At 45.6% G+C, this 14,512-nt stretch carries 11 protein-coding genes; all 11 read right to left on the bottom strand.

Features of this window, described 5'->3' with window-relative positions; all coding sequences use genetic code 11:
- Positions 1 to 7: 7 nt before the first annotated feature.
- Positions 8 to 2,794 (bottom strand): SLBB domain-containing protein, encoded by a 2,787-nt coding sequence (locus tag LSG34_RS09595; protein WP_233008857.1) that lies wholly within the window; start codon positions 2,792 to 2,794, stop codon positions 8 to 10.
- Positions 2,795 to 3,196: 402 nt separating this feature from the next.
- Positions 3,197 to 4,321, bottom strand: a complete 1,125-nt coding sequence (wecB, locus tag LSG34_RS09590; protein WP_233008855.1) for a non-hydrolyzing UDP-N-acetylglucosamine 2-epimerase — start codon at positions 4,319 to 4,321, stop codon at positions 3,197 to 3,199.
- Positions 4,322 to 4,481: 160 nt separating this feature from the next.
- Positions 4,482 to 5,888, bottom strand: coding sequence for an MBL fold metallo-hydrolase RNA specificity domain-containing protein (locus LSG34_RS09585; RefSeq protein ID WP_233008853.1), 1,407 nt, complete (start codon positions 5,886 to 5,888; stop codon positions 4,482 to 4,484).
- Between the two features lie 125 nt (positions 5,889 to 6,013).
- Complete coding sequence (locus LSG34_RS09580) at positions 6,014 to 8,725, bottom strand: PKD domain-containing protein (protein WP_233008852.1); 2,712 nt, start codon at positions 8,723 to 8,725, stop codon at positions 6,014 to 6,016.
- A gap of 169 nt (positions 8,726 to 8,894) precedes the next feature.
- Complete coding sequence (locus LSG34_RS09575; protein WP_233008850.1) at positions 8,895 to 9,383, bottom strand: DUF2802 domain-containing protein; 489 nt, start codon at positions 9,381 to 9,383, stop codon at positions 8,895 to 8,897.
- Positions 9,383 to 9,877 carry a chemotaxis protein CheW gene (locus LSG34_RS09570; protein ID WP_127021573.1) on the bottom strand — a complete coding sequence of 165 codons (495 nt, stop codon included), beginning with the start codon at positions 9,875 to 9,877 and terminating at the stop codon, positions 9,383 to 9,385. Before LSG34_RS09570 ends, LSG34_RS09575 begins: the two co-directional genes overlap by 1 nt.
- A gap of 166 nt (positions 9,878 to 10,043) precedes the next feature.
- Positions 10,044 to 10,796: a chemotaxis protein CheW gene (locus LSG34_RS09565; RefSeq protein WP_233008848.1), complete on the bottom strand. Its 753-nt coding sequence runs from the start codon at positions 10,794 to 10,796 to the stop codon at positions 10,044 to 10,046.
- A gap of 1 nt (position 10,797) precedes the next feature.
- Positions 10,798 to 11,577 (bottom strand): ParA family protein, encoded by a 780-nt coding sequence (locus LSG34_RS09560; protein ID WP_233008846.1) that lies wholly within the window; start codon positions 11,575 to 11,577, stop codon positions 10,798 to 10,800.
- Position 11,578: 1 nt separating this feature from the next.
- Positions 11,579 to 12,571: a flagellar motor protein MotB gene (locus tag LSG34_RS09555; protein ID WP_233008844.1), complete on the bottom strand. Its 993-nt coding sequence runs from the start codon at positions 12,569 to 12,571 to the stop codon at positions 11,579 to 11,581.
- Positions 12,572 to 13,315 carry a flagellar motor protein gene (locus LSG34_RS09550; RefSeq protein WP_233008842.1) on the bottom strand — a complete coding sequence of 248 codons (744 nt, stop codon included), beginning with the start codon at positions 13,313 to 13,315 and terminating at the stop codon, positions 12,572 to 12,574.
- Positions 13,308 to 14,504 (bottom strand): protein-glutamate methylesterase/protein-glutamine glutaminase, encoded by a 1,197-nt coding sequence (locus LSG34_RS09545; RefSeq protein WP_233008840.1) that lies wholly within the window; start codon positions 14,502 to 14,504, stop codon positions 13,308 to 13,310. Before LSG34_RS09545 ends, LSG34_RS09550 begins: the two co-directional genes overlap by 8 nt.
- Positions 14,505 to 14,512: the final 8 nt, after the last annotated feature.

The following is a 14,512-nucleotide window of genomic DNA, read 5'->3' as shown; positions in this document are numbered from 1 at the left end:
GCCTCCATCAAAAAGAATTTAATGCAGCAATAGCCACGGCACTTTGATAGAAAATCTGGGTCACAGTGGCCCAAAGTCCTAAGCTGTCTTTATATTCAGTATCTACAGGAACAATAATGGCATCACCTGGTTCAAGCTGAGAAGTCTTAACCGCAAACCAACCTTTTGCAGAGGGGATGACGACTGAACCGTTTGCTTTTATTACATAAATTCGTTCTTCATCAGCACGTTTACGTAAGCCACCAGCAAGGTTTAGATAATTTTCTACAGTCATATTGTCTTTAAATCTGTGGCTGCTGGCATGTTGCACTTCACCTACAACTGAAACTGTATAATCTGTACGGGGAATATAAAACAAGTCTCCATCTTCCACCGGAATATCTGCGGTAATATCGCCAGCCAAAATCGCTGGGACATCAAGCACAAGCCTGCCTATAGGAGGTTGTTTTTCTAGCTGATCGATCATCAACAAGGCGTCTTGTGGCGATGTTTGTATACCAGCCTCAGATAAACTTTTTGTTGCTATGTCTGCACGCAATTGTTCAGTCAGTTTTTTAAGTTGCAGACGCTCACGCTCTTTTACACTTTCACGGGTATAAACCACCCCTTGCATGAAGGCACTGCGACTTAAGCCACCGGCGCGTTCAATTACATCGGATAACATTTCACCACGTTGAATGGTGTAGCGCCCCGGGAATTTTACTTCACCACGAACTTCAATTGCACGCTCTATATTCCAGTCAGGAATAGGGAAAACACTTAATCTATCACGGCTTTGCAGAGCAAAATTTTCTTCCCCATTAAAGGTAGTTTGTAGATTAACTGCGATGTTTTTCACTTCAATGGAGTTACTGCTACTGTTAATGCCTTCGGCCCTAGTCAGTTCAGCCCTGCCTAAATATGCAGATTCAGTCAAACCGCTGGCTGCTGTAATTAAGTGTTTTAAATTAGCACCTTCAACCAGTGGGTACTCACCTGGCACTTTCACCTCTCCGCTCACCCGAACCAATAAAGGTGAAGCGCCATTGCGGGCCTGCATTTTTAGTTTTTCGATAAGCGGGAACATGAGTTCAGTGCGGTTAAAACTTGCGGATAAATTTAGCAGCTCTTTATCATAATAAAGCTTTAGCATGACTTGCTGCATAATATCTGGCAAAGCACTTTCGCCAACACTTACTCCAACCTCGGTTTGATCAAACATAGCTCGTTTAGGTTGGCTATCATAAAGCTGAGCATCAACAATTTTTTGCCCAGCGATAACATCAGTAGCACCTAAGGAAGCTCGACGAGCCATACGGTTTTCGTTATCTTGTACTAAGTTGTTAAAACCAACACTAGATAAGTCTTCACTCGCTGCCCAGCGCATTTCATCACTGGTGTTATAGCGCTTTTGAACTTCTTTGCGCAAATAATCATTTAATGCAGTTCTGTTGACAGCTTGTTCTGCATAGTTAAACACCAGCACTAAATCACGTGGCTTTAACTCTAAATTATCAACGCTTTGCGGCTGATTTACGGCGTTCGCTAAGGCAAACTGCATTACTTTTACATCACCTGCATCGTTAGTTTCACGTACTACCAGTGCGTAATCTAAATCAGCTGTCATATGCAGATCAGCCCAAAATGATTTAATTAAATCATTCACTCTTAACCCTTGTTGCCATGAATATTGGCCTGGACGCACTACGGCGCCGACTAAAGTAACCTGATGTTCAATACGAGGAGAAGTTGCTGAGACTATTAAGACATCACCGTCACGCAACAACATTTGCTTATTTGTAGCATTGGTAAGATCAAGATTTAATAAATTCCGTAGGTTATTGCTGTCAAAACGCTCTAACACCACAGATTGTGGGTAAGCACCAGCTTTAGTACCACCAACCATAGATAATAAGTTGTCTATAGTTTCGCCAGATTTAATTTCATAAATAGCAGGGCGTTTTACTTCACCTGTAGCTTCAACAGTGGCTTTTAAAGGAGCTACAAAAACAACGTCACCGTGCTTAAGCTGAATATCACCACTATTATCACCACGTAATAACAAGTTATATAAATCAAAACGAGCTACAGTTTCACCGTTACGTTTTACCTGAATATCTCTCAGGCTACCTATTTCGGATACACCACCAGCCACATACAAAGCCTGAGTTACATTAGTTAAAGCTGAAACAGCAAACATACCTGGCGTTTTTGCTTCACCAGCTACAAAAATATTGATGGTGCGTAATTTGCCCATAGTAACAACAGCATCAACGCCTATCATGGCTTCGCGCACTTTATTTACTATAAGATCAGCAGCCTGAGCCACTGTTAAACCATTAACATTCACCGGGCCTATTTCGGGCAAACTTACAGAGCCATTACGGCTTACTTTTAACTCTTCACTGCTATTTTGTTTACCAAATAGCTGTAACAAAACAATATCATCGGGCCCCAAGCGGTAGTTTTCAGCAACAGGAGCGTTGTCTATAGGCGCGAAGGTACTAACGTTGGAGTCGAACATTGACATACCAAAACGCCCTGACACGGCGGCAACTGTGGGAGCAGCGACAATACGCTCCTTAGCCACCGATACCTGTTGCGGTGTAAGAACTTCTGGTTGGGCTTGTTGTGATGTTGAAGAGCCAGAAGAACCGGCAGGCAACTCAATACCATATTGCTTAGCTAAACGTTGCTGCTCAGCAGGAGACAGATTTTGGAACTGTGCAATCATGGCTGGTGACGGCGTCACAGCAGATACAGGTAATGCCACAACAAACGCAGCAAACACGGCGAATTTTACAAATTTCAGCACCCTACAACTCCAGATTTTATAGTGGTTAGAGCTAACAAAAAACTTTGCCTAGTTTACCTGCTTTAGCTGTATTTCCAAGCAAAAACTGGACTGAACACAGCGAGAAACTATGATTAGTTACTTTTTAATCACAAATACTAAGCGCATTTTTCCAAGAACAGAGACAAAACTTCTGCTGTTTTTTTAAATACACGAATTAAGACACATGACGTAAACGCAGAGTTAAAGCAGAAAGTATTTCTGCACATCCTGATGCTACTTGTCCTTTAAGGCTTTTCACTAAAAACCGGGCGGGACTTTAGCTAATTCCGTCGTTTTTGTCTATCGCAAATTTATTTATTTGATGCCAGCGGTGAGGCACTTTTGAATATCTCACCGCCAGATTGCCTTTAAAGCAGCAGCTTAAAAACTGGCTTTAATAGCCTCAATAATACGGGCACAAGCTTTGCCGTCGCCATACGGGTTGTGGGCGAAACTCATTTGCTCATAGTAGGCTTTGTCGGTTAATAAGCGGCTGACTTCGCGTACTATCACATCAGCATCTGTTCCAACTAATTTGACGGTACCAGCAGCCACTGCTTCAGGGCGTTCTGTGGTGTCGCGCATCACCAATACAGGTTTACCTAAAGATGGGGCTTCTTCCTGAATACCACCTGAGTCGGTAAGCACCACTGTGCTGCGGCTCATCAGGTAAACAAAAGGCAGATAATCCTGGGGTTCAATTAAGTGAACATTGGAGGTGTCGCTTAATAACCGAAATACAGGTTCGCGTACATTGGGGTTTAAGTGCACCGGATAGACCACGTCTGTGTCGGGGAATTGCTGAGCGATTTGTTTTAAGCCAGCACAAATTTGTTCAAAACCGTCACCAAAACTTTCACGTCTATGGCCTGTAACCAGCACTAAACGGCGACCGTTTAAGCCATATGGGAACTGCTGCTCGAAGTTTTTGGTTAAAGTGGCGTCGCCATCAATTTTTGCCACCACCTGATGCAAGGCATCAATCACTGTATTGCCTGTGACCACTATGCCGGCAGGGTCGACATTTTCTCGCAGCAAATTCTGCTGTGATGTCGCTGTTGGCGCAAAGTGCAGTTTAGTTAAAGCACCTGTCAGCTTACGATTGGCTTCTTCTGGCCAGGGGCTATAGATATTACCAGTGCGAAGCCCTGCTTCTACATGACCCACAGCTGTTTTCTCATAATAACAGGCTAAAGCCGCGGCAAACGTGGTACTGGTGTCGCCATGCACTAATACGATGTCAGGTTTAAAATCGCGCAAAACTGGCTTGATATTCAGTAGTATGCTGGTGGTGACGTCATACAAGTCCTGCCCTGCTTTCATAATAGCCAGATCATAGTCTGGAACTATATTAAACAGCTTCAGCACCTGATCCAGCATTTCTCTGTGTTGGCCTGTGACACAGACTTTGCTATCGATACCCGGAGTTTCTTTTAATAAATTCACAAGAGGCGCCATTTTGATGGCTTCAGGTCTGGTACCAAACACACTTAATACTTTGATCATAGGGACTTCCATTAAACTGAAACTGCTGAAATGGTATCAGAATTTACGCTGTGGCGGCAGAGTAAAGTGCAGTAGCTGAACAGGAACTTAAAAATCTATTTTTATCCAATGGGGTCAGATCACATTAGTTACACATAACTAATGTGATCTGACCCCATTTTTATCCGATGACTACGGTATGGCCTCTGGCTTTAAGCTTTCTTTTAAGCTCCAGTTTGGCGTCGCTGTCTCCATGCACCAAACGTATTTGCTTCGGCGGGGCCTGCATCTGATCAACAAAATGCAGTAAGTCTTGCTGGTCTGCATGGGCAGAATAACCACTCAGCTGTATCACTTCGGCTTTAATGGGGTAGTCTTCACCATCCAGCTGCACATGCCCTCCGGTTTGGGCTTGTTGCAGTATGGCTGCGCCTGGCGTACCACGAGCCTGATAGCCGATAAATAAAATTTGATGGCGTGCAGAGCTTAATAAAGCTTTCAGGTAATTTACCACTCTGCCTCCTGCGCACATACCGCTAGCAGCTATAACGATGGCGGGTCTGCCAGTGTCCGCTAAATGCTGTACTACCTTTTGGTGATCGTCATGACTTTTGATGGTAAGTAGCTGCTCAAACTGCAGAGGATGGCGGCCGCTTTGTAGCTTTTGTTTGGCCTCGTCATCCCAATAGTCTTTTAACTCTTTGTACACTGCAGTGAAGTTTGCCGCCAGAGGTGAGTCGACAATAATATCAAGCTGCTCCCACCTCAAACCTTGGTGGATAGCCTGTCCTTGCATGCGATGAATAATGTCCTCCAGTTCGTACAACAGCTCCTGAGTACGACCAATACTAAAAGCTGGTATCAGTACTGTGCCATTGTCCTTAAAGGCTTTTTCCAACACCTGCTGTAATCGCTGCTGCCGGTTTTTGCGATCTTCGTGGTTTTTATCGCCATAAGTACTTTCAAGCACCAGTAAATCAGCCTCTTTTAGCGGAGTTGGGTCCGGCAATAATGGCGTATCACGCGCCCCTAAATCCCCTGAAAACACAGCTTTATACCAACCCTGTTCATCAGGCAACAGAGTTTGATGGCGAATTTCGATATACGCAGAGCCCAGAATATGGCCGGCATTTTGAAAACGAATCTGCGTAGTTTCCGCACATCCTTCCAATGGATACCATTGCCCGTAATGACATGGGCGCAGTTGACGTGATACCGCCTGAATAAAACCAGTGATGAGTTTTTCATCCCGCGTGATGCCCATTTTTAGCGCATCTTCCAGCACAAGAGGTAATAACAGGGCGGATGCCTTGCTGCAATAAATCGGGCCCTGAAAGCCTGCTGCAATTAAATAAGGAATACGGCCAGCGTGGTCAATATGCACGTGGGTCAATAACAGTGCCTGAATACCATCGAGCGAAAAATTGATTTGAGCGGAATCTGAACCTGCTTTACCCCTGCCCTGCTCTATCCCCTGAAACAAACCGCAATCAATCAACACACTTTGCTGATCGTTCAGAAAATATTGGTGACAGGACCCTGTTACACCATCAACAGCACCATGATGAATAAGAGTTGGATACTGCATAAGGTTTTCCTGAAATGACCATCCTTGTAGCCAAACTATAGTTGCTGAGCTCTAAAAGTAAAAAAACCACCTCAGCAAGGAGGTGGTTTTCAATCAAACAAAAGCTCGTAAAGTTATCTGTTCACTTACAAACCAAGTTCAGGCTTTTGATTTGGTTCAACCAAAGTACGTGCCACTGATTTCTTAGTGGACGTAAAACCAAGACCCTTAGATTGTCCGGCAACAACAACTTCTTCTGCAACTGCAGTGTCGTTCCAGTAATCAAAAGCAATTTCCTCATAAATATTGATGCGAGGGCCCAAACCACTGGCGACATACCAAGGCGAAGTGCTGCTATCTCTGCGATCTTCAACCTCAAATACATAAATACGAGGCCCTAAGATACCATCAGTTGATTTGAGTAAACGCCACTGACGTTGTGCACAAGGTTTGGTCGTGTCGTCCCAGCACATCCAACGGTTGATAGAGACAATAGACTCGTCCTCAGAAATTGCGTCTTTTGTCCAACCTAAAGGGGTATTAAATAGCGGTTCAAAGTCTGGCGGTGACATTTCATAGCTTCCCATCTGATAGCCAGTGCCGTCTTCAAGCAATTGCCAGCCAAAGTAAGCAAAGCCATCATCCCACAACAGGGTATCACCGTCCCAGGAGTCTTTGGTCCAGGTATTGATAGTCGTATTCCAGTACATGTCTTCCGGGTTGGTCTGATCAAAATCTTTGAAATCACTGCCATCAAGTTTCAGTGCGTAATCAGCATCTGCGGCGACCAAGTTACCTTCTGCGTCATACGAAGCACTAAATACCTGAACATCTGTACCCAGTTGATCCAATTTCATGATTTCCGAATAAGATCCGTCCTCGAAAGTCACGACAAACAAACCTTTATCATCTAATTCCCATGTAAAGGCTTTGTCGTTCTCAAGCGCTACACCAGCACCATCAGCACTGATATCAAAGATGTCAGCGAACATATTGGCGTAGCCAAAACCATCGTCACCTGCGTAATAATAATGTTCAAATACCCATTCGCCTTCCAGCTCTGATGCTGTAAATTTCACATCTCCCAGTTTGTCAGCATTACGCAACAGCTGGTCTTCGGTAGTTTCATAACTTACAGGTTCAGGGTTGATCACTACACCACCTGGTAAAGTGACAGGAACCATAGCTCTGGTCCCGGTTGAAACCACGCGGTAGGTGTCGGTTTTTTCACCTTGTATGATACGGGTCAGGCTTGCAGTTAAAGGCGTTTGTTTCGCTTCAACCTGGAAATAGTTCGCCTGATAAAGCTGATTCACCTGTTCCTGAGTCAAGCCAAACAAACCTACTACTACACTGGGGAAATAGGTAGAGCTTGTATCACCTGAATAGGTGATCTCTACTTTTCCTTCTGTCAGACTCCACTCAAACTCATGGACCCCCGCACTGAAAACTTCAGCTCCGCTGCCGTCTTCATTAAAGTCATATCTATTGCCCCCTCGTGATAAGAAACCATCAGCAGCTGGATAGACTTCAAAATAGGTGCTGGCTAAGCTACCTTCATCAACTGGCGGTGTTAACTCAGGATCAGTGATAATCTCATCAATAGTTTGCTCAATAATGCCTGGATCTTCGGCTTCGGCTGCAGCCACATAATCATTATAAGCTTCGGTATTGGTCAGTAATTCAAGAACGTTAGTCACCCCTTCTGGTAACGCAAATACACCACCCTGAGTAATAAGTTTAACTACTGCAGCGGCTTCAATCAGTTCATCCGGACTGACAGATTTTTCCACTAAGGTAAAGCTATCAAGGTTGGCTGGTGCTGTTCCGCCATTGGCGGCGACTATTAATGAATACAAGGCTGTAGATACTGCGTTAATAGCGATGGTATTCGGGCCATCGCCTTCAGCCATTGGCTGTACATCAAACAGGCCTGCAACGGCTGAAGACAGTTTTGTTGTAAAAGAAACTGCAGCCGCCTCGGTAACATCTGCCGTCAGGCTTGGCACAAACTTGTAGAATTCCAGACCAGCTGTTGTTACCGAACTTGCGGTAATATTGGCAAACAAATTAGTTTCGTCATCATCAGCTTGCATAGGTAAACTAAAAGTACCAGCAGCATCTGCGGTTGCAGTGAATGACTGGCCGGCCAAAGACCCTGTGACTGTTGCATTAGCAAAAGCCGCTTCAGATACTGTGCCGGTTACGGTGAAGGTTGTAAGAACAGGAGTGATAGTGACTACACCTTCCACTCTGGCGGTTTCTTCGTCATCATCGGTTATAGTAAGACTAAAGCCCAGTGGCGTATCTTCTGTCACACTTGGGGCTGTAAAACTGAGTGTCGCAGTATCAGCGCCCGTTAGTGTTACAGCATCACCTGAAGTTTGTATCCAGCTGTAGGTGACAACTTCACCATCTGAATCAGCAGCAACAGCTGTTAAGGCCACATCTGACTTTTCAGCAGCGGCTTCAAAAGCAGCAGTAACTGTTGGCAACACATTATTGGCGACGTTGACAGTAACATCTGCACTGGCAGTCTGGCCGCCTTCATCTGTAATTGTGATACGAAGCACAGCTGCACCGTTGGCATCAACAGCAGGGGCTGTTACTCCTACAGTAGCTGTGGTTGTATTGGTTAACGTAAGGGTTGGGCCAGACACTTGAGTCCAGCTGTATGTAATAGTGTCGTCATCATCTGCTGCTGTGGCAGCAATAGTGGTTGTTCGGCTTTCTTTTAACGAAACTGCAGCTGCAACGGATACTGTTGGTAATTCGTCTTTATCGTCCGATCCACACCCTGCTAAAACCGCACAAGCAATAAGGCTGAGCGATATATTACCTAAGATCTTGTTTTTCATAGTGACTCCTTGCGGGTAATTCCCACGTGAGTCTAGACAACAATTGTTTTTTCGCCAGAAAAGTCATCGCATTTCTGATGGCAAAACCACAATTAAACAAAAATGTAATTATATGTAACCAGGAAAATTCAAAGAAATTTACAAATAACAACAAACTGTTACAAGCAACTTACTTAGATTGTTTATGCAGGTTAAACAGCAGTTCGGCTTCAGCTTGAGGTAACTCACATTCGAGCATAATTTCATCCAGGCTGGCACCCAAATGAACCATTTTCATCGCTCTGCTGTAAATTTTTGATTCCGGATCAAACAAATGCATGGATTTTTGTTGTTCGGCCAGTTCTGCAACCTGTTGCATACCCTGGCCCAGATGACTTTCTAAACTCAGTACTCTTTGTCCCACACCAATAACGGTAGAACGCAGTTCTTCCACATCCTGATGCGAGCGTTTTAACTGCACAACTTGTTGCTCCAGCAGTTGATGTAACTGCTCAATCTGTTGTTGCTGCTGCCAGCTTGCGGCAGCATTTTCGTTGATAATAGCCAGCAGCTTTTTACTTTGACGTGAAGCAACCACTGCCATCACTATAGAAAGCAACAAAATGGCCGCGATCCCCAGCAGCCATATCCATGAAAACTCAGTCAGAAAATTAGCCATTAAATGCTGCGGATCTCTTCCCATTCGTCATCAGACAGCAGTTTATTCAGATCCACCAGGATCAGTAATTCGCCATCACGATTCGACACGCCCTGAATAAACTTGGCACTTTCATCAGTACCTACGTTTGGAGCTGTATCAATTTCAGATTGTTTCAGATAAACCACTTCAGCCACACTGTCGACCATAATGCCTATCACCTGGCGTTCTGATTCGATGATCACGATACGGCTGTTGTCTGTCACTTCTGATGGCGGTAAACCAAAACGGGCGCGGGTATCAATTACAGTGACCACGTTGCCACGTAAATTGATAATACCCATGACATAATCTGGCGCCCCCGGAACCGGCGCTATGTCTGTATATCGCAGAACTTCCTGCACCTGCATGACATTAATACCGTAGGTTTCTTCCTGCAGTTTAAAGGTCACCCATTGCAGCACTAAGTCTGTGACTTCTTTTGTTTTGCCAGATTGTGCTGTTAAATTACTCATGCCGAGCTCCTACCCAGAAGTTAAATGCTTATATACCCGTCGTCCTTGAAGCCGCAGCTTTGTTGACTACGCCATCTCACCCCAGTCACATAGGTTTACTATGCTCCTGGGGATTCACTGGCTTGTCGCCTCGCCGCAACTTCAAATTACTTGGGTATATTCTCAATCAGTGCTGACTATTCATTCCCTTTGCCAATAAGGCAATCAGGGCATCGACATCCAGCAAAGCACACATATGTTCTTTAATTAAACCAGCGAGCCATGGCCTTTTGCCTTCGGTCTCACGCCACTTTACTTCGTCTTGCTCTAAGGCAATGGTGTTGACCAAAGTATCACAAGCCAGGCCCCAATGGCTATTGCCCAGCATAATAACATATTGATAGTTTAGCTTTTCTGCCAGTCCCTGATCATATTTTTCTGGCATCACCCAAAGCGCAGTATCGACCACGTTAATTTTTTGCTCGCGGTACAACATCACACCTTTGAGCCATTCAGGCTGGCCAGGCAAAGAGTTGATGGGCATTATTTTATGAATACCGCCCAGCGCTTTTAAAGGTAAAGCCACTTTTAAACCCGCCACTGTAAAAAACAGCGCCTGAAAACGGCCTTTTCTGTACTCTTTCACCACAGGCGCAGCAGCTTTTACAACAGGAGCTGCCACTTTCACCTGCTCGATAACAGGAGCTACAGGTGCTGCCACAGGAGCTTTAACAACAGGGGCTACTACAGGTGCGACTACTGCTGGTTTTGCTATTACAGGGGCTTTAACTGGTGCACTAACCGGAGCTGATACCGGAGCCAGCAGCTCATTCAGTTGCTGCTTTTTTGCTTCCTGGATAGGCGTTTCGACCACGTCATCCGTCAATAAAGCACTTAAATAATGCTTCATGACTTTTTGGCTGGCTTGTAAATCGCTCATCTTAGTTCTCCGGTGCTAACTGCAGTAGATAGGTTAGCAGCGTATTGTAAGCAAACACACCCCGGGATTTAGGCGCGAATACAGGGGGTGGTGTCTGAGCCAGGCTGGCGTCACGGAATTTAGTGTCGATAGGAATAACAGCTGACCAAACGCGCTCCTGATATTGAGCTTTTAATGCTTTGTAAGCATCTAATGAAGCTTTGGTTCTTTTATCGTACATAGTTGGCACTATGGTAAAGGCATAATCCTGTGGCGACGAACTATGCATCAGTTGCATAGTTGCAATCATTCGATCCAGGCCCTTTAATGCCAGAAATTCAGTCTGCACCGGTATTAAAATACGGTCACAGGCAGCCATGGCGTTCACCATCAGCACACCAATAACAGGCGGGCAGTCAATCAGCACATAGTCATAATCATTCTCTATTTTTTGCAGCGCCTTTTTCAGGATAAGGCCCATACCACCTTGCTGACCGTGAGAGCGGTCTAAGGTAGCCAGTGCCATAGAGGTCGGCAGAATATCCAGATTAGGCATACCACTTGGACACATAGACTGCAGAATTTCTTCACCGGTAATGTCTTTACCGCGCAGGAAAATATCATATACGCTGACTTCCAGCTCTTCGGCATCTATACCAAAATAGTATGTAAGCGAACCATGAGGGTCAGTATCGATCAGTAAAACTCGATGACCACGCTGTGCAAGCAAAGCGCCTAAGGTGACTGTAGTGGTAGTTTTTCCAACTCCACCCTTTTGATTTGCTATAGTCCAAACAACCAATTTACTGTTCCCGCTCTTGTATAGGTGGCTCTTCTTCGCCCGGTTCAGGCGGTCTGGTTGTGATCCGTATGCCACCATGAGGTAAGCGGATCACCCGTACTTTATTTTGTTCTTGTTGTGCAGCTTCGTCAGCCACTTGTTCTGCTGAGGTTTCCGGTTCGGCCTGTTGAGGCGTTTCCACCACAACAGGCTCGTATGCATATTTAGATAAAGCTATCACTACTTTACGGTTTTGGCTGCGCCCTTGTGCACTAGTGTTTTCTGCAAAAGGGGAATATTGCCCGTAGCCTTCAATAGCCATACGTTGTGGTGCTATCCCTAACTGTTCCAATAACCGGACCATAGACGCCGCCCGCGCAACTGACAATTCCCAGTTCGACGGAAATTGTTCGGTGCGGATAGGCACTGAGTCAGTATAACCCCGCACCCTCATAAAGTTGTTTGTCTGCTTCAGGATAGCAGTAAGTTCGGCCATCACTGCAGAAGCAGAACTGTTAGAACTTGCGCTGCCGCTGCTAAACAACAAGCCACTGCTAAGTTCAATAGTCAGCCAGTCTTCATCCAAAGTAACTTTTGCTAAATCCGACTCCACCAGACTACGCAAAGCTCTGTTGATGTCTTTTTGCATTGCAGCCAAAGGACTGCCCAATTTTGTGCTGTCGATCTGTTCCAGTTTAGCGTTGTCAGCCAACAAAGTCGGGCCTGTAGCTTCTTCTAAACCTGAACCATATAATTCAAAGTCACTTTGTGGATGGATATCAGGTTGTACCGATTGCCCCTGAATACCTATCTCTTTTTTATCTGTGGCTTCTACAAACACCTTGGAAATAGTGTCCTGCAGCTTTTGAAACTCTTCACGCTCCATGGTAGCCATCGAATACAGCACCACAAAAAGCGCAAACAACAAGGTCATGTAGTCAGCGTACGACACCAACCAACGTTCTGTATCTGATTTATCCGCTTCAACAGCGACAGAGCGGCGTGGCCTGTACATTTAATTTGCTCTGTAAGCCAGCAGCTTGGATTCGACGCTGCGTGGGTTTTCACCCAGCGCTATAGAACACAAACCTTCAATCACCATCGAATGAAACAGCGCCCGTTCTTCCACTAATACTTTAATTTTATTAAACACGGGTATAAATACAAAGTTGGCTAAGCCGACACCATAAATAGTAGCTACAAAGGCGGTGGCTATGCCCTGGCCTAACTCATCCGGGTTCGAAATATTAGACAACGCCAGAATAAGACCCAGCACGGCACCCACTATACCTATGGTTGGACTATAGCCGCCCATAGCTTCAAAAACCTTGGCTGCACGTAACAGACGTTCTTTTTCCAGATGCAATTCTGTATCCAGAATATCCTGTAATACTTTAGCTTCGGTGCCATCAACCAGAAGGTTAAGGCCCCGTTTTAACAAAGGTTCTTCTTCGTTCAGCGCATCCTTCTCTAACGACAGAAAACCCTGTAAACGTGCAGAGTGGCCCCACTGGGTAATACGTTCAATGGTGGACTCAAAATCGAGTTTAGGCGGCCTGATGACCCAGGGCAGCAAACTCATGCTTAACCGAAATTGCGAAGCAGGACTTTGGATAAGCACAGCCCCCAAAGTACCACCAAAGACGATACAAAAGGCAGGCCAATGCAACAAGGTAAAAACATCGCCGCCTTCCTGGCTGAACCCACCGACAATAGCCACTAACGCAATGATAATGCCGGCAAGGGTAAGCTTATCCATGACCTACTTCAGCCACAATACGGGCTGCCACATCAGATAACGCCACTTCAAGATCGGTTAAACCTGCAGCAGTCACAGCTTGTGGCATACCATACACCACACAACTGGCTTCATCCTGCGCCCAGATACGGGAACCTGATTGTTTCAGTAAACGTGAACCTTCACGGCCATCCGACCCCATGCCCGTCAGTACTATAGCCAGCACCTTGTCATTAAAGACTTTTGCTGCAGTACCAAAGGTGATATCTACGCTGGGTTTAAAGGTAATACGGGGCGAATCATCTTCACGAACCCGCAATCTGGCTTGATTTTCATTGCCGTCCACCAGCATTTGTTTGCCACCAGGTGCCAGATAAGCCACACCAGGACGCAAAATATCGTTGTCTGCAGCTTCTTTCACTTCAATTTTTGCTAAACCATTTAATCGACTGGCAAAAGCGCCAGTGAAGGCCGCAGGCATATGCTGAATCAGCACTATAGGCAAAGGGAAATTGGCAGGCAAAGCGGTGATAATTTGTTGCAACGCTACAGGACCGCCGGTGGAAGTGCCAATGGCGACCAGTTTGTAGTTTTTACCGCTTGAATCAAAACTGCCAGTACGCTGAGTTTCAGCACGCTCAGCAGCACGGTTTTGCAATTCAGCCCGTTCAGCTAAAGCTCTGGCAGCCAGACTTTGAGCTAAAGGTGCTCTGGCAGGTATTGCGGTTGAGCTTGCAGCAGGTGTTGCTGAAGTACGGGATGCTAAGGTTGAGCTGGCTGAACCGGTTAAACTGGACGGTCTGCTGATCACCCGACGTCTGGCTACTGTTTTGACGCGCTGACGTAACACATCAGCGGCTTCTGCTTTATCGCGGGCTATGTCTTCAAATTTCTTTGGCAGGAAGTCAATTGCGCCGGCTTCCAGCGCATCTAAGGTCGCTTTAGCACCTTCATGTGTCAGCGAAGAAAACATCAGAATAGGTGTGCGCTGCACCTTAAGGATTTCACGCACGGCCTGAATGCCATCCATCACCGGCATTTCGATGTCCATCGTAATGACGTCCGGACGTAAGGCTAAAGCTTTTTCCACCGCCTCTTTACCATTATTGGCGGTGGCAATGACCTCTAACTCGGCATCCTGACTCAGTATTTCCGTCAGACGGCGACGGAAAAAACTGGAATCATCAACAACTAATACCCTGATGGTCATAGTGCACT

Origin of the sequence: Rheinheimera faecalis, assembly GCF_021290965.1 — a bacterium.
GTDB lineage: Bacteria > Pseudomonadota > Gammaproteobacteria > Enterobacterales > Alteromonadaceae > Pararheinheimera > Pararheinheimera faecalis.
This window is presented reverse-complemented; position numbering and strand designations above follow the sequence as displayed.

Coding starts and splice junctions, on each gene's coding strand:
- wecB (WP_233008855.1), bottom strand. CDS start 4,321: ATGATCAAAGTATTAAGTGTGTTTGGTACCAGACCTGAAGCCATCAAA.
- LSG34_RS09585 (WP_233008853.1), bottom strand. CDS start 5,888: ATGCAGTATCCAACTCTTATTCATCATGGTGCTGTTGATGGTGTAACA.
- LSG34_RS09580 (WP_233008852.1), bottom strand. CDS start 8,725: ATGAAAAACAAGATCTTAGGTAATATATCGCTCAGCCTTATTGCTTGT.
- LSG34_RS09575 (WP_233008850.1), bottom strand. CDS start 9,383: ATGGCTAATTTTCTGACTGAGTTTTCATGGATATGGCTGCTGGGGATC.
- LSG34_RS09570 (WP_127021573.1), bottom strand. CDS start 9,877: ATGAGTAATTTAACAGCACAATCTGGCAAAACAAAAGAAGTCACAGAC.
- LSG34_RS09565 (WP_233008848.1), bottom strand. CDS start 10,796: ATGAGCGATTTACAAGCCAGCCAAAAAGTCATGAAGCATTATTTAAGT.
- LSG34_RS09555 (WP_233008844.1), bottom strand. CDS start 12,571: ATGTACAGGCCACGCCGCTCTGTCGCTGTTGAAGCGGATAAATCAGAT.
- LSG34_RS09550 (WP_233008842.1), bottom strand. CDS start 13,315: ATGGATAAGCTTACCCTTGCCGGCATTATCATTGCGTTAGTGGCTATT.
- LSG34_RS09545 (WP_233008840.1), bottom strand. CDS start 14,504: ATGACCATCAGGGTATTAGTTGTTGATGATTCCAGTTTTTTCCGTCGC.